Genomic DNA, 21,878 nt, shown 5'->3' on the forward strand with positions numbered 1-21,878 from the left:
ATGCTGAACCTTTCCAAAATACAAGCCATAACCTTAGACCTTGACGACACTTTGTGGCCCGTCTGGCCCACCATCGCCCGCGCCGAGGTGGTTTTGCAAGCGTGGCTGGCGGTTCACGCCCCGCAAACCGCACAGCTTTGTGCAGATGCCGAAGTCAAAAAACGCATCCGAATCGAGGTGAACCAACGCCATGCAGACAAGGCGCACGACTTGAGTTTTTTGCGTCGCGAGTCCATCCGTGAAAGCTTGCTGCGAGCAGGTGATGCGCCGCATTTGGCGGAGGCAGCGTTTGACGTGTTCTTTGCCGAACGTCAAAACGTCACCCTTTATGACGGGGTGCAAGACGCGCTGGCGCGGTTGTCTGCACGCTATCCGTTGGTGGGTTTGTCCAACGGCAATGCCGATGTGTTTCTCACCGAGGCTGCCCCGTATTTCAAGGCGTCTGTGAGTGCCCGTTTGTTTGGTGTGGCCAAGCCTGATGCACGTATTTTTCATGCAGCCGCAGCACAGTTGGATTTGCCTGTTGATGCCGTGTTGCATTTAGGGGATGACGCCACCACCGATGTGTTGGGCGCAATGAATGCAGGAATGCAAACCGCATGGGTTAACACCCAAGGCCATGACTGGCCACACGAGGCCATTCAGCCTTTAACGGTGCGCCACTTGGCTGAGTTGTGCGACCACGTGTTGACCTGAGCGCACGGCCCCTTCAAGGGTGGATGGGTAGGGGCCACGGATGTAGTCGCCGCAGGCCCATAGGCCATCCGCGATAAAAGGTTCTGGCCTATCCAGCATGGGGGTGCAGGCCAGCGTGGCGCGTTTTTCGACCACGGTTTGAACGATTTCTAAATGGCTGAGCTCTAGCTGTTCGCTGACTTGCTCGTGCACCTGCTCGGTGAGCTCATCGCGCTCGGTGTGGCATGCGCTGACTACCGCAGCCAGTAGACCCTGTTGTTCAGACAGCGCCCCTTTGTCAAACACAAACTGTGCCGGCGCTTGCGCGTCACTGTGCAACGCCAACATGGGCTGCGATAAGCCTTTGAACCCTGGATCTTTGCAATGCAAATACACAGTAGCAATGGCCGTGTGGGGCAACTCTGCACATTGGTAAGCCCATTTGGGTGCAATGTCTGTCGTTAGGCGTGCGGCTTCCCAGGCAGGACATGCCAGAAGTACCGCATTGTCGGGGGATGCCGTGTGTTGCAGCGTTTCAATGTGTGCGGCAGACACACGCGTGCTCAGAAGGATGTCCGCACCACGGGCGCTGAGCCATTGCAAACAAGCATCTGGCAGCAAAGCACCTAAATCCACGCGAGGCACCAGCAGGTCTGAGCTGCCCGTACCTCCTAATAGCGCGTCATGCAGCACACGCAAAAACACGGTCGCGCTGGATTCATCCACGGGGGTGTTGAGCGCTGATAAGCAGAGTGGCTCGATGAGTTGCATCATCACACGTTCACTCAAGCGCGAGGCATCGCCTAACTGAGCCACGGTCCATGTGGGGTCGCATTCAAACTGCGCGCGTTGCCATCCCCATGCGGCTTGAATGAGACTGGCTTTGTCTTTGAGAGACCAGCCTTGTGCGCGGCCAATACCCGCAAGCAGGTTGAGCGGCATGGGCCAATCGGGAAGGCTCAGGCCTTGACCATCGGCGTAGCGCAAATCAAGCGGTAGGCGTTGCAACAAAGCGTCTGGGTTTAAGCCCACGGTGCGCATCAGTGTCAGCGTGTCGCGGTAGGCGCCAATGAGCACGTGTTGGCCGTTGTCCAAAGGTTTGCCTGCAAAACTTTGTTGCAAACTGCGGGCACGACCACCTGCGGTGTTGGCTGCTTCAAACAACTGAACATGCCAGCCCGCTTGCGTGGCAGCTACAGCAGCAGCCAAACCCGCCCAGCCTGCGCCCACGATGGTCAGTTGCTTCATGCCGCCGCCAATGAAGCTTAGAAGCGGCCCAAGGCTTGCATCTTCCAAGCCAGCCAGAGTTTGTGTAGCGGAGTCAGGGCCACACGTTGGGTGAGCACCGGAAACTTTTTGGCTTCGATTTCGCGCAACAAGGTGCGGTAAATGCTGGCCATCATCAGGCCTGGTTTTTGGTGCTTCCAGTCGTTGGCGGGTAACAGGGTCAAGGCCTCGTCATACAGCGCATGGGCGCGTGCTGCTTGGAATTGCATGAGGGCTTGAAAACGGTCTGAATCCACACGGTTCAAAATTTCGTGGGCTTTCACATCAAACTGTTGCAGCTCACTGACGGGCAAGTAAATGCGGCCACGCAAGGCATCTTCGCCCACATCGCGAATGATGTTGGTGAGCTGAAATGCTTGGCCCAATTTGTGGGCATAGGCGGTCGTCGCTGCATCGGTCTGACCAAAAATCTTGGCTGACACTTCGCCCACCACGCCAGCAACCAAGTGGCAGTAGCGCGTGAGGTTGGGGTAGTCGAGGTACCGCGTTTGCGTGAGGTCCATCTCGCAACCCTCAATCACCGATTGCAGTGAGGCTTCTTCAATGCCGAACTCCGCCACCAAAGGTATGAGCGCTTGCGTCACAGGGTGATTCGGTTTGCCCGCAAAAGCTTGGTGCACCTCGTTGTGCCACCAAGCCAGTTTGCTGGCGGCCACGCCGGGGTCGGTCACCTCATCCACCACATCGTCTACCTCACGGCAGAAGGCATAAAACGCGGTGATGGCGGCTCGGCGTTGGGGCGGTAAAAACAGGAAGGCGTAATAAAAGCTGCTGCCCGAGGCAGACGCTTTTTGCTGAACGTAGTCTTGAGGTGTCATGTGTGCCTGATTATCGGGCACGCCTGACCCCTCTTAGTCGCGACTTCACATCCGGATGCAGCGCCAGAAAATGCGAATGAAGTCTGTCTTGTTCAGCGTGGGACGAGCGAGCTGTGTGTGGTCTTGTGCGTCACCGCGTGCATCCAGCTTGTCCAACATGCGCAAGCCACCTTGCACCACCGCACGCAGCTCCCAGCCTGCACGCCCCTTGACGCCATGTACCAGGGGTGCTCCCTGCATCATGAGTTCGCGTGCAAAGCGCAGCTCGTTGGGCAAGGTGTGGCCCTCTGGTAAATAGTTGCGACCACGCCTCAAGTCTTCCGCGCGGTCTTGCCATAGGTTAATGAGTTGCAGGGCGGTGCAGATGGCGTCGCTTTGTGCGAGCGATGTTGCGTCGTTCACGCCATACAAATGCAGCATCAAGCGCCCCACGGGATTGGCCGAACGGCGGCAGTAGTCCAGCAGTTCTGCGCGGTTTCGGTAGCCTTGGCCTACGCTGGTGTAGACCACATCTTGCTCGAACGCATCGAGCAGGTCGAACAAGGGTTGTGCGGGGAGTTGGTATTGCTGGACAGCCTGCTGTAGTGGGCCAAACACCGTGGGCCAGCGGATGCTCTGTGTGTTGGCTTGTTTCAGGCAGTTTTGCAGGTCTGCGCGGTATTCACCCAAGGCGTCTAGTCGGTGGTGTGCGGGCTCAAAACCTTCGTCGGCCATATCGTCGGCTGTGCGTGCAAATTGGTACAACGCAAGGACAGCAGGGCGCAAACGGGCAGGGCACAGCCAAGAGGCGACGGGGAAGTTTTCGTAATGGTCGATGCTTGACATAAGTTCCATCGATTGTCGTTCAGCCTTGTAAATACAAGTTGAACCAAGATCGGCTACATTAATAACCAATCAGTCATTAACGTAAATAAGTACTTTATGGTGTATTCATTTTTACCGGCAGCGCGCGTGGCGCTTGCCGTAGCAGTTCTCGCGACTTTGACCGCTTGCGGCAAAGGTCAGGCGCCTCAAGAGCCTGTGCGTGCCGTGAAGGTCTTGACGGTGGGCGCGTCAGGCTCGGCCGTGGATTTGGAATTTTCAGGCGAGGTGCGTGCGCGTATCGAATCCAACCTGGGCTTTCGTGTGGCTGGCAAAGTGCTGAGCCGTCCGGCTGAAATCGGTCAGCGTGTGAAATCGGGTCAGTTGTTGGCGCAAATTGATCCACAAGACTACCGCGTCACCGCTGACGCTGCCGCTGCGCAGCTGGTAGCAGCGCAAACCAACCGCGATGTGGCAGGCGCAGATTTCAAGCGTTACCAAGATTTATATGCACAAGGCTTCATCAGCGCCGCAGAATTGCAACGCCGCGAAGCGGCCTATATTTCGGCTCAAGCCCAGTGGAAGCAAGCCCAAGCGCAAAGCTCGGTGCAGGGCAACCAATCGGGGTACACCCGTTTGTTGGCCGATGGTGAGGGCATCGTGACTTCAGTGGATGCCAGTGCGGGACAAGTGGTGGCGGCAGGGCAGCCCGTGGTGCGTTTGGCTTTGGATGGTCCACGTGATGTGGTGTTCTCAGTGCCTGAAGACAAGCTGGGTTTGCTGAAAACGGGTGACAAGGTCAAGGTGCGCCAGTGGGTGGACGGCAAGGTGCTCGAAGCCGTGGTGCGCGATGTGTCCGCCAGTGCTGATTCGGTGACGCGTACGTTTGTGGCCAAAGCGGCTTTGCACAAAGACGCCAACCCCGTGTTGGGCTCCACCGTGACGGTGAGTTTGGTGCTGGGTGTTGAACTGACCCCTAAAACCATCAAGTTGCCCACCAGCGCTTTGCGTCTAGAGGCCGGCGCCACATCGGTGTGGGTGCTTGAACCCAGCACCATGACGGTGAAGGCGCAAGCTGTGGAGGTCAACACGGCTGAAGGCAACGATGCTGTGGTGACTTCGGGCTTGCAAAACGGTGACCAAGTGGTGCTGTCGGGTGTGCATGTGTTGACAGCCGGCCAGAAGGTGTCGATCTTCGGCGCAGCGAAGTGAGTTGAAGATGGACGATAAATTCAACCTCTCCAAATGGGCGCTGGACCATCCCGCGCTGACACGTTATTTGATGGTCGTGCTGATGGTTTTGGGTGTTGCTGCCTATTTCCAATTGGGCCAAGACGAAGACCCACCTTTCACCTTCAGAGCGATGGTGGTGCGCACCTATTGGCCAGGTGCAACGGCCCAGCAAGTGGCTGAGCAGGTCACTGACAAACTCGAACGCACTCTCCAAGAAGTGCCGTATGCCGACAAGATTCGCAGCTACTCCAAGCCCGGTGAATCGCAAATCATTTTTCAGCTCAAAGACTCTTCCAAGCCCGGCGATGTGCCCAATGTTTGGTACTCGGTGCGCAAGAAGATTGGTGATATGCGCTACACCTTGCCCCAAGGCGTGCAGGGCCCGTTTTTCAATGATGACTTTGGCGATGTGTATGGTGTGATTTATGCGCTGGATGCGCCAGGTTTCACCCCCGCTGAAGTGAAAAAGTTTGCCGACGATGTGCGCCAACAACTGCTGCGTGTGGCGGACGTGGCCAAGGTTGAGCAGTTTGGTGTGCAAGACGAAAAAATCTTCATCGAAATTCCGCAAAAGCGTTTGGTGCAACTCGGCCTCGATGTGGGCGCTGTGCTGGCGCAACTCAGCCAAGAAAACGCCGTAGAAAACGCGGGCACCGTGCAAGCCCCGCTGGATGTGCTGCAAGTGCGCATTGGTGGTCAGTTTGAAACAGAAGCTCAGTTGCGTGCCATGCCCATTCGCGGCAGTTCGGGCCAGCAGCTCAAGTTGGGCGACATCGCCACCGTCACACGCGGCTATGTCGACCCTGCCACGGTCAAGGTGCACCACCAAGGTAAGCCCGTGATTGCCTTGGGTGTGTCCATGGCCAAAGGCGGTGACATCATTGCACTGGGCAAGGCCCTGCAAGTTGCGACGACGCGGATTGAAAAAGCCTTGCCTGTCGGCGTGAGCTTGGTGCAAGTGCAAGACCAGCCCAAGGCCGTGCAAAAGTCCGTGGGTGAGTTTGTGAGCGTGCTGATTGAGGCGGTGCTGATTGTGTTGGCCGTCAGCTTTGTAGCTTTAGGTTTGCACAAAGGTGGACGCTATGGCTGGTATGTGGACATGCGCCCAGGTTGGGTGGTGGCCATCACGATCCCGCTGGTGTTGGCCATGACGTTTTTGGCCATGAACTATTGGGGCATTGGCCTGCACAAAATTTCGCTGGGCTCGCTCATCATCGCTTTGGGGCTGTTGGTGGATGACGCGATCATTGCGGTAGAGATGATGGTGCGCAAGATGGAAGAGGGCTACGACCGCGTGCGTGCCGCTACCTTTGCGTATGAAGTGACGGCCATGCCCATGCTGACGGGCACGCTCATCACCGCCGCGGGCTTCTTGCCCATTGGTATGGCGAAATCGACGGTGGGCGAATACACCTATGCCATCTTTGCGGTGACGGTGATTGCGCTGGTCTTGAGTTGGTGGGTGTCGGTTTACTTCGTGCCGTATTTGGGCACTTTGTTGCTGCAGGTCAAGCCGCATGGCGAACATGGGGGAGAGCACGAGTTGTTTGATGGCCCGTTCTACCGCCACTTCCGCACGGCCGTGACGTGGTGTGTGGAATACCGCTGGAAAGCGATTGGCATCACCATCCTGATCTTTGTATTGGGCATCGTCGGGATGGGCCGCGTGCAGCAGCAATTTTTCCCAGACTCCAGTCGTCCCGAGGTGTTGGTGGACTTGTGGTTCCCAGAAGGCACCGCTTTCAAAGCCAACGAAGCTGTGACACAGGCTGTGGAGCAGCGCTTGCTGAAAGAGCCGGGCGTGCAAACGGTCAGTACATGGATTGGTTCTGGCGTGCCGCGTTTTTACTTGCCGCTGGACCAAGTGTTTCCTCAGACCAACGTGTCGCAACTGATTGTGATTCCCGACAGCTTGGAGCGTCGCGAATCCTTGCGATTGGCATTGCCTGCCATGCTGGCGCAAGAGTTTCCAGAAGCACGTGCGCGTGTGAAGCTTTTGCCCAATGGTCCGCCTGTGCCATACCCTGTGCAGTTCCGCGTCGTGGGGCCAGATCCCAAAGTCTTGCGTGCACGTGCCGATGAGGTCAAAGCGCAAATGCGCGCCAGTGCCTCTACACGCGGTGTCAACGACAACTGGAATGAGTCGATCAAAGTGGTCCGCTTGGAGGTGGATCAAGCCAAGGCAAGGTCTTTGGGCGTGACCAGCCAATCCATTGCGCAAGCCATGCGTGTGTTGCTGGTGGGGTCGACTGTTGAGCAGTTCCGTGAAGACAACAAACTCATCGACATCGTGTTGCGCCAACCGCTGAACGAGCGTGATGCCATCAGTGACTTGGCCAGCGCTTATGTGCCGACTGCCTCGGGTCGCATGATTCCCGTCACGCAAATTGTGAAGCCGGTGTTTTCCTGGGAGCCAGGCGTGATGTGGCGCGAAGGCCGTGAATACGCCATCACCGTGCAGTGCGACATCATTGAAGGTCTGCAAGGCGCCACGGTCACGCAGCAGTTGTTGCCCGATTTGAAGAAGCTCGAAGCCACATGGCTGGAAACAGACACGCAGCTTTACCGCATTGAAGTGGCTGGCGCTGTGGAAGAGAGCTCCAAAGGCTCTAGCTCGATTTCTGCGGGCATGCCCGTGATGTTGTTCATCACCTTCACTCTGTTGATGCTGCAGTTGCACAGCTTTAGCCGAGCCTTGTTGGTGTTTATCACGGGGCCATTGGGATTGGCGGGTGTGGCTGGCGCTTTGCTGCTGCTCAACCGCCCGTTCGGTTTCGTGGCCTTGCTGGGAGTGATCGCCTTGATGGGCATGATTCAACGCAACTCGGTGATCTTGATTGACCAAATCGAGCAAGATCGTGCCAATGGTGTACCGGCTTGGGAGGCTATTGTGGAGTCAGCCGTTCGTCGTTTGCGCCCGATTGTGTTGACGGCGGCCGCTGCCGTGCTTGCCATGATTCCGCTCACACGCAGCGTTTTTTGGGGGCCCATGGCCGTAGCCATCATGGGTGGCTTGATCGTGGCCACGGTCTTGACGCTTCTTGCTCTGCCGGCTATGTATGCGGCGTGGTTTAAGGTCGAAAAGCCGTCTAAAATGTCAAGCTGACCGATTTCAAGCGGGTGGTCTTTACAGGCCACCCGTTGTTATTTAGATACCCGCGCGGGTGGCGAAATTGGTAGACGCACCAGGTTTAGGTCCTGACGTCCGCAAGGATGTGCGGGTTCGAGTCCCGCCCCGCGCACCACTTGATTCATAGCAAGCGGCCAAAAAGGCCGCTGCTAAACATGCCAATTTAGGAGAAACCACATGGCCGTGACCGTTGAAACTTTGGAAAAACTGGAACGCAAGATTACTTTGACCTTGCCTGTGGATGTGATTGCCAAAGAAGTGGATGTGCGTTTGAAGCGCGTGGCACGCCAAGTCAAGATTGACGGTTTCCGTCCAGGCAAAGTGCCAATGAATATCGTGGCTCAACGCTACGGCTACTCCACCCAGTTCGAAGTGATGAACGACAAAGTGGGCGAAGCGTTCCAATCAGCCACCAACGAAGCCAAGTTGCGTGTGGCTGGTCAACCTCGCATCACTGAAAAAGAAGGCGCGCCAGAAGGCCAAATGCAATTCGACGCCATCTTCGAGGTGTACCCAGAAGTGAAATTTGCAGACATGGGCGCTGTGGAAGTCGAAACTGTGTCTGCCGAAGTGACAGATGCTGCCATCGACAAAACCATCGACATCTTGCGCAAGCAACGCCGCACATTCGCCCAACGTGGTTTGGACGGTGCAGCCCAAGACAACGACCGCGTGACCATCGACTTCGAAGGCAAGATTGACGGCGAACCCTTCCAAGGCGGCAAAGCAGAAGACTTTCAGTTCTTGCTCGGCGAAGGCCAGATGCTCAAAGAATTTGAAGACGCTGTGCGCGGTATGAAGTCGGGCGAAAGCAAGACTTTCCCACTGAGCTTCCCCGCTGACTACCACGGCAAAGAAGTCGCTGGCAAACAGTCCGATTTCTTGGTGACTTTGAAGAAAGTCGAAGCCGCCAACTTGCCAGAAGTGACCGACGAATTGGCCAAATCTTTGGGCGTGGCTGAAGCCACCGTCGCCGGTTTGCGCGCTGACATCAAGAAAAACTTGGAACGCGAAGTCAAGTTCCGTTTGTTGGGCCGCAACAAGCAAGCTGCGTTGGACGCAGTGGCCACCAAAGCTGAACTCGACCTGCCCAACGCCAGCGTGCAAGCTGAACTCGAGCGCATGGTTGAAGGCGCGCGCGCTGACCTCAAGTCTCGCGGCATCAAAGACGCAGACAAGGCCCCAATTCCTGACGACATCTTCCGTCCGCAAGCTGAAAAGCGCGTACGCATGGGCTTGGTGGTGGCTGATTTGGTTCGTGCCAACAACTTGCAAGCCACGGCAGAACAAATCAAAGCGCACATCGAAGAGTTGGCCTCTAGCTACGAGAAGCCAGCCGACGTGGTGCGTTGGTACTACAGCGACATGAGCCGTTTGGGCGAAGTCGAAGCCATCGTCATTGAAAACAACGTGACTGACTTCATCTTGTCTAAAGCCAAGGTCAACGCCAAGGCAATTTCGTTCGACGAATTGATGGGTCAGCAAGGCTGATTCACCTACAAGGAAACAACATGAGCGCACTGGATACACAAGCCTTGGGCATGATCCCCATGGTCGTTGAGCAGTCGGGCCGCGGCGAGCGGTCTTACGACATCTATTCACGTTTGCTCAAAGAGCGCGTGATCTTCTTGGTGGGCGAAGTCAACGACCAAACCGCCAATTTGGTGGTCGCACAATTGTTGTTCCTTGAGAGCGAGAATCCAGATAAGGACATCTCGCTCTACATCAACTCTCCTGGCGGTTCGGTAAGTGCGGGTATGTCGGTGTTCGACACCATGAACTTCATCAAACCCCACGTCTCTACGCTGTGCATCGGCATGGCCGCGAGCATGGGCGCGTTCTTGTTGGCTGCAGGCGAGAAGGGCAAGCGTTTCTCATTGCCTAACTCCAAGGTCATGATTCACCAGCCTTTGGGCGGAACACGTGGTCAAGCGACTGAGATCGAAATTCACGCCCGCGAAATCTTGAAAACACGCGAGCAATTGAACAAGATCTTGGCTGAGCGCACAGGTCAGCCCTTGGAAAAAATCCAACGCGATACCGAACGTGATTACTACTTGAGCGCCGATGAGTCCAAAGAGTACGGTTTGATTGATCAAGTGATCAACAAACGCGCTTAATTGACCCACCGACACTTCACACACAAGCACCGACATGGCTGATAAAAAAAGCGCTTCAGGCGAAAAAACGCTGTACTGCACTTTCTGCGGTAAAAGCCAGCACGAAGTCAAAAAACTCATTGCAGGCCCTTCGGTTTTCATTTGCGACGAATGCATTGACTTGTGCAATGAAATCATCCGTGATGAGTTGCCAGGCCTAGAGTCTGCAAAAGACAAAGAAAACGGCAGCGATCTGCCCACGCCTGCAGAAATCAAAGCCAACCTCGACAACTACGTGATTGGCCAAGAGCCCGCCAAGCGCACCTTGGCCGTGGCTGTGTACAACCACTACAAGCGCTTGAAGCACAAAGCCTCGTCTAAGAAAGACGACGTCGAGCTGACCAAGAGCAACATCTTGCTGATTGGCCCCACGGGCTCTGGCAAAACATTGCTGGCGCAAACCATGGCGCGCATGTTGAACGTGCCTTTCGTCATGGCTGATGCCACCACACTGACCGAAGCCGGTTATGTGGGGGAGGACGTTGAAAACATCATTCAAAAGCTGCTGCAAAGCTGCGAGTACGACGTGGAACGCGCGCAGCGCGGCATCGTCTACATCGATGAAATCGACAAGATTTCACGCAAGTCTGACAACCCTTCCATCACGCGTGATGTGTCGGGTGAGGGCGTGCAACAAGCCTTGCTCAAGCTGATTGAAGGCACGATGGCGAGCATTCCACCTCAAGGTGGTCGCAAGCACCCCAACCAAGACTTCTTGCAAATCGACACGACCAACATCTTGTTCATTTGCGGCGGCGCGTTTGCAGGGCTTGAAAAAGTCATCGAGAACCGCACAGAAGCCTCTGGCATTGGTTTTGGCGCCACCGTCAAGAGCAAAGAGTCACGCAGTTTGTCTGAAGTGTTTGGCGAGGTTGAACCCGCTGACATCATCAAGTTCGGCTTGATTCCTGAACTCGTGGGCCGTATGCCTGTGGTGGCTACCTTGGCCGAACTGACCGAAGATGCTTTGGTGCAAATCTTGACTGAGCCTAAGAACGCTCTGGTGAAGCAGTACAGCAAGCTACTGGCCATGGAAGGTGCTGAGCTTGAGATCCGCCCAGCAGCTTTGCGCGCGATTGCCAAAAAAGCCTTGGCGCGCAAAACAGGTGCGCGTGGTTTACGCTCTATCCTTGAACTGTCTTTGATCGACACCATGTATGAATTGCCTAATTCGTCCAATGTCGAGAAGGTGGTGGTTGACGAGGCCACCATTGATGAGAACAAGCCACCTTTGTTGGTGTACCGAGAAGCTGCCAAGAAAGCTTAAAGATTCATCTCGGGGACGGTGCCTAGCACACGTCCCTTTTTTACAGGAAGGCTGACCATGTCTGGACAACCCCCGCTGCCCGCTACCCCTCTTGAACTGCCGTTGTTGCCTTTGCGTGACGTGGTGGTGTTCCCGCACATGGTCATCCCCTTGTTTGTGGGCCGACCTAAGAGCATCAAGGCCCTCGAAGCCGCCATGGCTGCTGAGCGTCGCATCATGTTGGTGGCACAAAAAGCCGCAGCCAAAGATGAGCCCTCTGTGGCTGACATGTTCGAAGTGGGTTGCGTGTCGACCATTTTGCAAATGCTCAAGCTGCCCGATGGCACGGTCAAGGTGTTGGTCGAAGGCCAGCAACGCGCCAAGGTGGATGGCATTGAAGATGGTGAGTCGCATTTCACGGCCCACGTCACGCCCATCGAAGTGCTGCCTGCTGAAACCGGCAGCGAAGTCGAGGCCCTGCGCCGCGCCGTGATGCAGCAGTTTGACCAATACGTCAAACTGAATAAAAAGATCCCTCCCGAAATTTTGACCTCCATCGCCAGCATTGATGACGCAGGCCGCTTGGCTGACACCATTGCTGCGCACTTGCCCTTGAAGCTCGAGAGCAAGCAAGTGGTGCTCGATTTGTCGCCTGTGCGCGAGCGCTTGTCCAACTTGTTTGAGCAAATCGAACGCGAAGTTGAAATCCTCAACGTCGACAAAAAAATCCGTGGCCGCGTCAAGCGCCAAATGGAAAAAAACCAACGCGACTTCTACCTGAACGAACAGGTCAAAGCCATCCAGAAAGAACTGGGCGAAGGCGAAGAGGGCGCGGACATTGAAGAGATCGAGAAAAAGATCAAAGCTGCACGCATGCCTCAAGAGGCACGCAAAAAAGCTGAGGCTGAGTTGAAGAAACTCAAGCTCATGTCACCCATGTCAGCCGAAGCCACCGTGGTGCGTAACTTCCTTGACGTGCTGGTGGGTTTGCCTTGGAACAAGAAAACAAAAATCAAACACGACTTGGGCAATGCCGAAACCGTGTTGAACGAAGATCACTACGGCCTCGACAAGGTCAAAGACCGCATCTTGGAATATCTTGCTGTGCAACAACGCGTGGACAAGGTCAAGGCGCCTATTCTTTGCTTAGTGGGCCCTCCTGGTGTGGGTAAAACCTCGCTGGGTCAATCCATTGCCAAAGCCACGGGACGTAAGTACGTGCGCATGGCTTTGGGTGGTATGCGTGACGAAGCTGAAATTCGCGGCCACCGCCGCACCTACATTGGCGCAATGCCCGGTAAGGTGCTGCAAAGCCTGACCAAGGTCGGCACGCGCAACCCTTTGTTCTTGCTCGACGAAATCGACAAACTCGGCATGGATTCGCGTGGCGATCCTTCTAGCGCTTTGCTTGAGGTGTTGGACCCCGAACAAAACAACAAGTTTGCCGATCATTACGTCGAAGTCGATTACGACTTGAGCGACGTGATGTTTGTGGCTACTTCTAACTCGATGAACATTCCGCCAGCCTTGCTGGACCGTATGGAAGTGATTCGTTTGTCGGGCTACACCGAAGACGAGAAAACAAACATTGCCATCAAATATTTGCTTCCCAAGCAAATGAAAAATAATGGTGTGAAAGACTCAGAGCTGTCGGTCGACGAAGCGGCTGTGCGCGACATCGTGCGTTACTACACACGTGAAGCAGGTGTGCGTTCGCTTGAGCGCGAAATGTCCAAGATTTGCCGCAAGGTGGTCAAGGCTTTGTTGCTCAAGCAAATGACGCCACAAGTCAAAGTGACGGCTGATAACTTGCCTGACTTCCTGGGCGTGCGCAAGTACACCTATGGCCGTGCCGAAGCAGAAAACCAAGTGGGCCAAGTTGTCGGTTTGGCATGGACCGAAGTTGGCGGCGATTTGCTGACCATCGAAGCTGCCATCATGATCGGTAAGGGCACCATCACACGCACCGGTTCACTCGGCGATGTGATGAAAGAGTCTGTTGAAGCCGCTCGCACTGTGGTGCGAAGTCGTGCGCGTCGCTTGGGCATCTCGGAGGAGTTGCTAGAGAAGCGCGACATCCACATTCACGTACCTGACGGTGCTACGCCCAAAGACGGTCCAAGTGCCGGCGCAGCCATGACCACTGCTTTGGTTTCGGCCCTCACAGGCATCCCTGTGCGTGCAGATGTGGCCATGACGGGCGAGATCACCCTGCGTGGTGAAGTCACAGCCATTGGCGGCTTGAAGGAGAAGCTATTGGCAGCCTTGCGCGGAGGCATCAAGACGGTGTTGATCCCAGAAGAAAACGTGAAAGACCTGCAAGAGATTCCAGAAAACGTGAAGAACGGTTTGGAAATCGTGCCTGTGCGTTGGATCGACAAGGTGCTGGAAATTGCCTTGGAAAAAATGCCAACACCGTTGCCTGACGAGGTGCCTGCTGTTGCGGCCGCATCGGCGACTGACGCGGCTTCGAAAGTCGAAGCGATCAAGCATTAAGATTTTTCTAGCGCACACCAAAACACAGTGAAAAATGCGCTAGAATATGTGACTTATGCGGGAATAGCTCAGTTGGTAGAGCGCAACCTTGCCAAGGTTGAGGTCGCGAGTTCGAGCCTCGTTTCCCGCTCCACATTCGACAAGGGAAGCACACCATGCTTCCCTTTTTCGTCAAAGTGAATGGCGCGATAGCAAAGCGGTTATGCACCGGATTGCAAATCCGTTTAGCCCAGTTCGACTCTGGGTCGCGCCTCCATATAAATCAAGCACTTAGAGCAATCTAAGTGCTTTTTTTTGCCCAAAAATCAATTACACGGTAATTGCACGTTTCATTCGTGAAGTTTGGTTGCTCTTTTGAGTAAAGGTCCGTAAACTGCACACATGAAGGAAAGAAGCCCTGAAACCGTTGTTGTACGAGAAAACGAGATTCGTCTAGTTCGTCGCCCTGATAGTGAACGCTGGCAAGCTCACTTCAAAGTGGATGCTATCGGCAAATGGATCCGTAAGGCAACTGGCACAGCTGATCTTGCTAAAGCTAGGGCGTTGGCTGAAGAGCAGTGGTTCGAAGCCAAGGTGCTTGCCAAAGCAGGACATCCAGTTGTTTCTAAAAAGTTCAAGGCCGTTGCGGAAGTGGTGCTGCGCGATCTTGAAATGAAGGTTGCAGAGGACAAGACCAAGCGCGGAAGTAACAACGATTACATCAGTGCCATTAACGGCTACTTGATTCCTTTCTTTGGTGGCTACAACGTCGACCGCATCAACCAAGCTGTGTTCACAGAATTCTGTGAATGGAGGCGAGAAAAGGTTGGACGTGAGCTGAGTCATAGCGCACAGGCAAATCACAACGCAGCTCTGAACTTGGTCTTTGATTACGCAATTGATCGCAGTTACATGAGCAGCTTGCAAAAGCCCGTACTCAAGAACACAGGAGAGCACGGCGGGCGTCGCCCTGACTTTTCTGCGAAGGAAATCTTGCACATGGCCTCTAAGTTTGCTGATTGGGTGCAAGAAGGGCGTGTTGGGCGAACGAGGGAGCTACGTGAGCTCATGTCTATCTATGTGCCATTTGCAGCAGCTACAGGCATGCGTCCAGGTACGGAGATGGAGTACTTGGAGTGGCGACACATTGAGCTGCGAGATGCTGGGCTTGAAAAGCCAGTGCTCTACGCACGAATTCAAAAGGGCAAGACCGTTAAAAAGAACAAGCCCATGTTCGCGGTATTGCATGAGAGCTGCAAGAAATATCTGGAGCGCTTGATTTCACTGGCACCCGAGTTGGAGGGTAAAACGCTTGAACAGGTGCTGGATGAAAAGCATGAGTCCCGTGTGTTCCGACCTCGCAATGGTGTGCAGCCCACGCATTTGATTGCGCAGTTCCGCGTGTTTCTTGAGGACTTGGACATGTTGCTGTGCCCGACTACGGGGCAGGAGCGAACGCTTTACAGCTTGCGTCACTATGCGATTACGCAATTGATTGCAAAGGGACTAACAGCAGAACAAATACAGGCGCAAGTGCGAACAAGTGCAACCATGATCGCCAAGTTCTACAACCACATGAGTCCGCTAATGAATGCGGCACAGTTCTCGGGGCAAGGCGAGGGTGGTTCTATCGAGACATCGATTGCTAAGTTGTTGAACAGCTCTCCGAACGACGAGTTGATGTTCATGGCTGAGTTGAGTACTGGGCTCAGTATTTCTCTTGAGGCCCAAAACAAACCAGCACTTGACGAGCTGCGTGAAGAGCTGCAAAAAGCCTCAGCAGCTCCCAACTAATTAAGGAATTTTGTGATGATGTCACCTACAGCCACGATCAAAAATCCTGATTCGCGCGATCAGCTCTTTGACGCATTCATGACGATGGCCAAGCGATCGTTTGAATTGTGTGAACAGGCTCGTGCAAACGTTGTGTTCTACAAAACTGTGTTGAGAAAGCTAGACGACGGGGAGTCAATCGAAGCCGAAGTACCCGAGGTCAAGGGCATGATGGCAGATGCCGTGCGATTAACGGTTCAACGCTTGCTGAAGCTAAATCAGGTGCGTGCTGATGAAGCATGGGAGTTGGCTGATAACTACAAGAGCTGTTTCCACACGACCGTGCGATCTGTGTTGCCTGAGGCAGAGTTGATTCCGCAATACGACGTGGAGTATGTGGGGCAGGTTGAAGTAGGGGACACAAAGATCTTAGTTAAAACATTCCGTCGCAACATACAGGTAAAAGTGCATGGAAGTGATGAGGCACTGGATCAGCTGTGGATTCAGGTGTCATTTGCAGCCATGATGAAGAGCACATGAATTAAGTATTGCCAGCAGTCACTAACGCAGTAGTGGAGACAATAAAGTCAGCGGAATTGGCTAAGAATCAGGTCAGGGCTGAATTGAGGATATTAAGCGCTATCAATTTCATAAAATTTAATGTTTAATGATTCGAATCTATAGGGAAAGCACCTAGCAATTGAAATCATTTAAATTCAAATTATGAAGCGCTTCATATTACCATTTCGTGGTCCCAAGCAATCTTTAGAAAATTCTTTGGGAATTTATGAAGCGCTTCATTTCTTGAAACCTGATTAGGAGACATCTGTGTTTAAAAACTTAAAAAAAATAGCCACAAGAATTGGCTGTGTAGCCTTGCTGGCTTCGTCGGCCGTTCATGCCCAAGACATCAAAATTGGTGCGCTTTATCCATTTAGTGGCGGACTTGCCCTCCTGGGAGATGAGAGTTTCCGCGGCACTCAAATGGCGATTGATGAGCGAAATGCATCTGGTGGTGTCAACGGTAAAAAGATTGTTTTGGTCAAGGCCGATGCTGTCGATGCAAATCAGGCTGTTGGTGAAGCACGTCGCTTGACGTCAGTAGAGGAGGTGACTGCCATTTTCGGCAGCTATGCATCTGGTATTTCTGCGGCCGCTACTCAGGTTACTGAACTTGCAGGGGTTCCATATTTCGAGCTTGGTGCTGTTGCAGATACGATCACTTCACGTGGTTTCAAGTACGTATTTCGTAGCAACTCAACTGCCAAAAGTTTTGCAGATCGCAGCGTCGAATCGGTGGTTAAAGTCGTTGCGCCAATGATGAAGGTTGATCCTAAATCCTTGAAGATTGCAATTATTTACGAAGATGGTCCATACGGAACATTGGTTGGTGGATTCCAGAAAGAAGAAGCTAAGCGCTTGGGTTTGAATGTGGTTGAAAGTCAGTCTTACTCTGCAAAGAGTGTAGATTTGTCGTCTTTGGTGCTTCGTATTAAAGGTGCAAATGCTGACATCGTGCTGCAGACCTCTTACCAAAACGACACGCTACTGTTTTTCCGTCAATCAGCAAGTGCTGGCTATAAGCCAAAGGCTGTGATCGGTGCGGGTGGTGGTTATTCACTACAGGAGACAGCGAATGCTCTGGGCGCCTCTGTAGATGGTGTCTTCAACGTCGATTTCCCTCAGGTCACTATGAAAGACTCTGGTGCCCCAGGCCTTAAGGAATTTGTTGCGGCTTATGAAAAGCGCTATGGATCTCAGCCTCGCTCAGGCCACAGCTTAGTGAACTACGTTGGTGCCAAAGGTTTTCTGGATGCACTAGCGCAAGCTAAGTCAACCGATAAAGACAAGATTCGCGAAGCAGTGTTGGCCTATCGCAAGCCTGTTGGTTCCAACGCAGCTGGTTGGGGATTCCAGTTTGCAGAAAACGGTCAGAATCAGTTGGCATCAACAAACTTGATGCAGTGGCAGTCTGGTAAGTTGGTCACTGTTTATCCAGAGGCTGTGTCAAATGCTAAGCCAATTGCTGCTAAGTAAGTTGTCAGCTTTATTTCCCTAAATCGAATGTCACCGTGCAAGGCTTTGTCTTGCACGGTGTAAGGGCTACACGTGTCTATATTTATACAACTTTTAGTGAATGGTCTTTTGTTGGGTGGTGCATACGCCATCATCAGCATTGGGCTGACGCTCATATTCGGTGTTGTGCGAGTCGTTAACTTCGCACATGGAGAATTTTTAATGGTGGGAATGTATGCAGCTTGGTTGCTTGCAGTTCACCTTGGGTTGCATCCATACGCCTCAGCCGTGATGGTCGCAGTGCTTCTATTTGTGATGGGTGTACTGATGCAACGGCTTGTTATCCAACCCTTGCTGTCTGCAGACGCCCACATTCAGATTTTTGCAACAGTAGGTATATCAACTGCATTGCTAAACCTTGCTCTGATGGTATTTGGTGCAGACATTCGTAAAGTTGAAGTGACGTTTGGTACTGAACCCATGATGCTGGGTGACTTCACATTTGTTAGCGGTCAGTTGATCACTTTTGTTGTGGCTATTGTTGTCGCAACTGGTACGCATTTGTTTCTCAAGCACACCTACACGGGACGTGGATTTCGTGCTCTTGCACAAAACAGGGTTGCTGCCGCATTGATGGGGGTGGACGTCAACAAAGCATATGTCTTGGCATTTGGAATTGGGGCGGGCTTAGTAGGACTTGCAGCTGGCCTTCTAGCGGTGCAATTTCCAGCCTTCCCAACGGTAGGGCAATATTTTGTGCTCACAGCGTTTGTGATCGTGGTACTTGGTGGGATGGGTAGCCTTCCAGGCGCCGTCATAGGTTCAATATTTATTGGACTAATTGATAGTCTTGCTGGGTACTACGTCGGTCCAGGGTTGAAGGAGGTTGTGTACTTCCTTGTTTTCTTGGTCATTCTTATTATTAGACCTACAGGCCTTTTTGGCTTGGGTCGTGGATCTGAGTAAAGGACATCGACATGATGTTTCCACTTTTAAACCCTCGGTTCTACATAGGCCTCTTGGCATTGTTGTCGATCCTCTTTGTGCCATTTGTTGCACAGTCCTCTTTCGTTTATCACTTAGCGATTCAAGTATGTGTTTTTGCTGGACTAGCGACAGCTTGGAACATAGTTGGTGGCTTCGCTGGACAGTTGTCTCTTGGACACGCGGTTTTCTATGGAATTGGTAGTTACTCAGCTGGTTTGTTGGTGGCGCAGTTCGGAATCTCGCCTTGGATTGGTATGTTTGCCGGTGCTGCTGTTTCATCTTCTGTTGCATTGATGATTGCTTATCCGACACTCCGACTGCGCGGTCCATTCTTTTCGCTTGCCACGATTGCTTTTCTTGAGGTTGTTCGACTTTTAGTCGTTCATCAAGAGAGTTGGACGGGTGGGTCAGCTGGTCTAAACGTTCCGTTACAAGTTGGACTGCCCTGGATGATCTTTCGCGAGAAGTGGGCCTACTTGTTGGTTGCGTTTGGCTTCTTCCTACTTACCTTGGTGGTGAGCATATTGATTCGCAGATCACGATTTGGTTTTTACTTAATTGCGGTTCGCGAAAGAGAAGATGCCGCACGAGCAGTGGGTGTCAACGCAGTACGCGCCAAAATTTCAGCTGCAGTGATTTCTGCAGTTTTAACAAGCCTGATTGGTAGCTTTCACGGCATGTACCTGACATTCTTGGAGCCTTCGTCAGCCTTTTCTTTAGAGCTGTCAATCCAAATTGCTATGTTCGCGCTCATCGGCGGTTTAGGTACTGTTGCTGGTCCAGTGATCGGCACTATTTTGGTGTTGCCAGTTGCTGAACTTGCCCGTGGTTGGTTGAGTGCATTTGGTAACGGCACGCACGGCTTTGTTTACGGTATGTTGCTCGTATTTGTTGTTCTGTTCTTTCCTCGAGGCCTCGTTGGACATTTGAGTGAACATGTATTGCGTTTGATTGATCGTCTCCCCAATGGATCTAAGCCTAAGGAAGTTTCTCACTTAACCGCATCGCCAAAGTACAGCCTAGCAGAGCATGGTCAGCCTATCTTGCGCGCAGAAGGTTTACACAAACGTTTTGGTGGACTTAAAGCAACAGACGATGTCTCTTTGACTTTGCATCAAGGTGAAATTCTTGGCGTGATCGGTCCAAATGGGGCTGGCAAGACGACGGTGTTCAATCAGCTTTCTGGTTTCATTCGACCTGATCAGGGAACTGTTTCTGTGCTGACAAAAGATGGTTGGAGCTCCCCACGTTCACCGGAAACATTTGCGCATGCAGGCGTGGGTCGTACTTTCCAAATCGTCCAGCCTTTCGCCGGTCTTTCTGTGTTGGAAAACATCATGCTGGGTGCGTTTATGAATACGCGCAACCGAGATGAGGCTGAGGCTATTGCTTGGGAGGTCGCTGACCTAACTGACCTTACCACCTTGATGAATACTGAGGCTAGGAGCCTTACCGTAGGAGGCATGAAGCGTCTGGAGGTCGCGCGTGCATTGGCCACACGCCCGAACATCTTGCTGCTTGATGAGGTTTTGGCAGGATTAAATCCATCAGACGTCACCCGTGCGATCGCCATGATTCGCCGTATCAGGGATGCTGGTATTTCAGTGTTGATGATCGAACATCTGATGCAAGCCACTATGGCACTCTCTGATCGTATCGTAGTGATTAATTTGGGTCAGGTATTGCGCCAAGGTAGTCCAGCTGATGTGGTTAACGATCCTGCTGTTATAGAAGCCTATCTGGGAAAGGGGTACACACATGCTCAAACTGCGTGATGTCAAAGCCGGTTACGGCAAAAGTGAAGTATTGCAGGGTGTAACGCTTGACGTTAATGTGGGCGAGGTGGTTACTTTGGTAGGCGCTAATGGCGCTGGTAAGACGACAACGCTCAAGACGCTTTGCGGTATTGTTCAAGCTCGCAGCGGCAGCATTGATTTTGAGGGCATACAAATCAGTTCGCATGAGCCTCATGACATCGTCGAGCTAGGCATAACGATGATTCCAGAAGGCCGTCAACTTTTCCCATTTTTGACTGTAGAAGATAACTTGCTCATGGGCGCCTATAAGCTCGGTGCTCGTAAAAATCACAAAGAACGCATGGAGCGTGTTTTGACGATCTTCCCTCGTGTCAAAGAACGTTTGGCGCAATTGGCGGGTTCGCTATCGGGTGGCGAACAGCAAATGGTTGCTATTGCGCGCGGCATGATGGCCGAGCCTAGACTGCTGGTTTTTGATGAACCATCGTTAGGACTCTCACCACTATTGGTTGAGCAGATGTTCGAAGTGATTCGCACAGTAGCGAATAAAGGTACGACTGTTTTACTCGTTGAGCAAAACGTTTTTCATACCTTACAAATTGCCGATCGTGGCTATGTACTCGAAAACGGTGCTGTCACCCTAACAGGAACAGGTAAAGAGCTACTTGAGAACCCACATGTTCGTCGAGCCTATCTTGGTCATTGATCATCAACAGCCAAATTAGGAAAACACATGGATGACGCACTGACACACAAGGGTAGGGTTGTTCTTGTCACTGGCGGCGGAGGTGGCCTTGGTGCTGCAATGATCGAGCAATATGCATTGCACGGCGCTTCAGTTGGTATTGTGGATCGCTCTGAAGAGGGTGTGGATGTATTGCTTGCAAAGCTATCCGCTTTAGACGTTAAGGTTCATTTTGCCAAAGCTGATGTTGGTAAATTTGAGGATTGCGAACGCGCTTGTCAAAGCATCTTTGCTGCATTGGGGCCGATCGATACAGTCATCAATAACGCTGGAATTTCCCCAAAACATCAAGGGCTGCCTATTCCAATCTGGAAGATGGAAGTTGAAGAGTGGCAACAAGTGATTGATGTGAACCTGAATAGCGTTTTTCACTTCACTCGTCTATTGGTTCCTGGCATGGTCGATCGTCGATTTGGTCGAATTGTCAACATGTCTTCAGTAGCAGGTAAGGCTTATCTTGACATCGTCGGCGCTCACTACAGCACTACCAAAGCCGCATTGATTGGAATGACACGTCACCTTGCAGGAGAGCTGGGTCCGCACGGTATTACGGTAAATGCTTTAGCGCCAGGGCGTGTTGAGACACCTATGGTTCTTGGTGCTCCCGAGCAAGCTAACAGCGCAGTCGTGGCCACTACGCCCTTGCGTCGTCTTGGTAAACCTGTTGAGGTGGCAGACGCTTGTTTATTTCTAACCTCTCAAAAAGCTGACTTCATCACCGGGCAAGTTGTTGATGTCGCCGGTGGTTGGCTGATGACCTAAATGAATTTTTGAAC

At 52.8% G+C, this 21,878-nt stretch carries 17 protein-coding genes and 3 tRNA genes; 17 read left to right on the top strand and 3 right to left on the bottom strand.

The annotated features are described in order from the left end of the window. Positions 1-696, top strand: a complete 696-nt coding sequence (locus C5F52_RS25460) for an HAD family hydrolase (protein ID WP_104801176.1) — start codon at positions 1-3, stop codon at positions 694-696. On the opposite strand, the gene hpnE is transcribed toward C5F52_RS25460, so the two are convergent. From hpnE to C5F52_RS25475, 3 genes are read right to left on the bottom strand one after another with little or no spacing between them, the layout of a single operon-like run. After that, the gene (gene hpnE, locus C5F52_RS25465; RefSeq protein WP_104801177.1) at positions 649-1,923 is read right to left on the bottom strand and encodes a hydroxysqualene dehydroxylase HpnE; all 1,275 of its coding nucleotides are present in this window, start codon (positions 1,921-1,923) and stop codon (positions 649-651) included. The genes C5F52_RS25460 and hpnE overlap by 48 nt on opposite strands. Before the next feature lie 17 nt (positions 1,924-1,940). Beyond that, complete coding sequence (gene hpnD, locus C5F52_RS25470) at positions 1,941-2,780, bottom strand: presqualene diphosphate synthase HpnD (protein ID WP_104801178.1); 840 nt, start codon at positions 2,778-2,780, stop codon at positions 1,941-1,943. A gap of 45 nt (positions 2,781-2,825) precedes the next feature. Then, positions 2,826-3,614, bottom strand: coding sequence for a squalene/phytoene synthase family protein (locus C5F52_RS25475; RefSeq protein WP_104801179.1), 789 nt, complete (start codon positions 3,612-3,614; stop codon positions 2,826-2,828). An 87-nt stretch (positions 3,615-3,701) separates the two neighbouring features. Here C5F52_RS25475 and C5F52_RS25480 point away from each other — a divergent pair, with 87 nt between their 5' ends. The 16 genes from C5F52_RS25480 (at position 3,702) to C5F52_RS25555 (ending at position 21,864) form a co-directional block, all read left to right on the top strand. Next, on the top strand, positions 3,702-4,793 hold the full coding sequence (locus tag C5F52_RS25480; RefSeq protein ID WP_104801180.1) for an efflux RND transporter periplasmic adaptor subunit: 1,092 nt from the start codon (positions 3,702-3,704) through the stop codon (positions 4,791-4,793). Between the two features lie 7 nt (positions 4,794-4,800). Next, complete coding sequence (locus C5F52_RS25485) at positions 4,801-7,920, top strand: efflux RND transporter permease subunit (protein WP_104801181.1); 3,120 nt, start codon at positions 4,801-4,803, stop codon at positions 7,918-7,920. Between the two features lie 52 nt (positions 7,921-7,972). Continuing rightward, positions 7,973-8,059, top strand: a tRNA-Leu gene (locus C5F52_RS25490). A 62-nt stretch (positions 8,060-8,121) separates the two neighbouring features. Next, positions 8,122-9,435, top strand: coding sequence for a trigger factor (gene tig, locus C5F52_RS25495; protein ID WP_104801182.1), 1,314 nt, complete (start codon positions 8,122-8,124; stop codon positions 9,433-9,435). 20 nt (positions 9,436-9,455) lie between these two features. Further along, positions 9,456-10,064: an ATP-dependent Clp endopeptidase proteolytic subunit ClpP gene (clpP, locus tag C5F52_RS25500; RefSeq protein ID WP_104801183.1), complete on the top strand. Its 609-nt coding sequence runs from the start codon at positions 9,456-9,458 to the stop codon at positions 10,062-10,064. 34 nt (positions 10,065-10,098) lie between these two features. Then, complete coding sequence (gene clpX / locus C5F52_RS25505) at positions 10,099-11,370, top strand: ATP-dependent Clp protease ATP-binding subunit ClpX (protein WP_104801184.1); 1,272 nt, start codon at positions 10,099-10,101, stop codon at positions 11,368-11,370. Between the two features lie 57 nt (positions 11,371-11,427). Further along, positions 11,428-13,845, top strand: a complete 2,418-nt coding sequence (gene lon / locus C5F52_RS25510) for an endopeptidase La (RefSeq protein ID WP_104801185.1) — start codon at positions 11,428-11,430, stop codon at positions 13,843-13,845. A gap of 57 nt (positions 13,846-13,902) precedes the next feature. Then, a tRNA-Gly gene (locus C5F52_RS25515) sits at positions 13,903-13,978 on the top strand. Positions 13,979-14,027: 49 nt separating this feature from the next. Next, a tRNA-Cys gene (locus C5F52_RS25520) sits at positions 14,028-14,101 on the top strand. 125 nt (positions 14,102-14,226) lie between these two features. Beyond that, a complete protein-coding gene (locus tag C5F52_RS25525; protein WP_104801186.1) occupies positions 14,227-15,618 on the top strand; it encodes a site-specific integrase in 1,392 nt (463 codons plus the stop codon). 15 nt (positions 15,619-15,633) lie between these two features. Then, complete coding sequence (locus C5F52_RS25530; protein WP_104801187.1) at positions 15,634-16,137, top strand: hypothetical protein; 504 nt, start codon at positions 15,634-15,636, stop codon at positions 16,135-16,137. Positions 16,138-16,425: 288 nt separating this feature from the next. Then, positions 16,426-17,634 (top strand): ABC transporter substrate-binding protein, encoded by a 1,209-nt coding sequence (locus C5F52_RS25535; protein ID WP_104801188.1) that lies wholly within the window; start codon positions 16,426-16,428, stop codon positions 17,632-17,634. 72 nt (positions 17,635-17,706) lie between these two features. Then, complete coding sequence (locus C5F52_RS25540) at positions 17,707-18,579, top strand: branched-chain amino acid ABC transporter permease (protein WP_104801189.1); 873 nt, start codon at positions 17,707-17,709, stop codon at positions 18,577-18,579. 14 nt (positions 18,580-18,593) lie between these two features. Next, positions 18,594-20,375: an ATP-binding cassette domain-containing protein gene (locus C5F52_RS25545; RefSeq protein ID WP_104801205.1), complete on the top strand. Its 1,782-nt coding sequence runs from the start codon at positions 18,594-18,596 to the stop codon at positions 20,373-20,375. Continuing rightward, entirely contained in the window at positions 20,359-21,063 is a 705-nt protein-coding gene (locus C5F52_RS25550) for an ABC transporter ATP-binding protein (protein ID WP_104801190.1), read from the top strand. The genes C5F52_RS25545 and C5F52_RS25550 overlap by 17 nt, the downstream gene beginning before the upstream one ends. Positions 21,064-21,090: 27 nt before the next feature. Next, positions 21,091-21,864 carry an SDR family NAD(P)-dependent oxidoreductase gene (locus C5F52_RS25555; RefSeq protein ID WP_104801191.1) on the top strand — a complete coding sequence of 258 codons (774 nt, stop codon included), beginning with the start codon at positions 21,091-21,093 and terminating at the stop codon, positions 21,862-21,864. The last annotated feature ends 14 nt before the right edge of the window (positions 21,865-21,878 follow it).

The sequence above is a fragment of the Limnohabitans sp. TS-CS-82 genome (genome assembly GCF_002943475.1).

Excerpts from the sequence above, each read along its gene's own strand:
- C5F52_RS25460 (WP_104801176.1), top strand. The coding sequence starts at position 1 with ATGCTGAACCTTTCCAAAATACAAGCCATAACCTTAGACCTTGACGAC.
- hpnE (WP_104801177.1), bottom strand. The coding sequence starts at position 1,923 with ATGAAGCAACTGACCATCGTGGGCGCAGGCTGGGCGGGTTTGGCTGCT.
- hpnD (WP_104801178.1), bottom strand. The coding sequence starts at position 2,780 with ATGACACCTCAAGACTACGTTCAGCAAAAAGCGTCTGCCTCGGGCAGC.
- C5F52_RS25475 (WP_104801179.1), bottom strand. The coding sequence starts at position 3,614 with ATGGAACTTATGTCAAGCATCGACCATTACGAAAACTTCCCCGTCGCC.
- C5F52_RS25480 (WP_104801180.1), top strand. The coding sequence starts at position 3,702 with ATGGTGTATTCATTTTTACCGGCAGCGCGCGTGGCGCTTGCCGTAGCA.
- C5F52_RS25485 (WP_104801181.1), top strand. The coding sequence starts at position 4,801 with ATGGACGATAAATTCAACCTCTCCAAATGGGCGCTGGACCATCCCGCG.
- tig (WP_104801182.1), top strand. The coding sequence starts at position 8,122 with ATGGCCGTGACCGTTGAAACTTTGGAAAAACTGGAACGCAAGATTACT.
- clpP (WP_104801183.1), top strand. The coding sequence starts at position 9,456 with ATGAGCGCACTGGATACACAAGCCTTGGGCATGATCCCCATGGTCGTT.
- clpX (WP_104801184.1), top strand. The coding sequence starts at position 10,099 with ATGGCTGATAAAAAAAGCGCTTCAGGCGAAAAAACGCTGTACTGCACT.
- lon (WP_104801185.1), top strand. The coding sequence starts at position 11,428 with ATGTCTGGACAACCCCCGCTGCCCGCTACCCCTCTTGAACTGCCGTTG.
- C5F52_RS25525 (WP_104801186.1), top strand. The coding sequence starts at position 14,227 with ATGAAGGAAAGAAGCCCTGAAACCGTTGTTGTACGAGAAAACGAGATT.
- C5F52_RS25530 (WP_104801187.1), top strand. The coding sequence starts at position 15,634 with ATGATGTCACCTACAGCCACGATCAAAAATCCTGATTCGCGCGATCAG.
- C5F52_RS25545 (WP_104801205.1), top strand. The coding sequence starts at position 18,594 with ATGTTTCCACTTTTAAACCCTCGGTTCTACATAGGCCTCTTGGCATTG.
- C5F52_RS25550 (WP_104801190.1), top strand. The coding sequence starts at position 20,359 with ATGCTCAAACTGCGTGATGTCAAAGCCGGTTACGGCAAAAGTGAAGTA.
- C5F52_RS25555 (WP_104801191.1), top strand. The coding sequence starts at position 21,091 with ATGGATGACGCACTGACACACAAGGGTAGGGTTGTTCTTGTCACTGGC.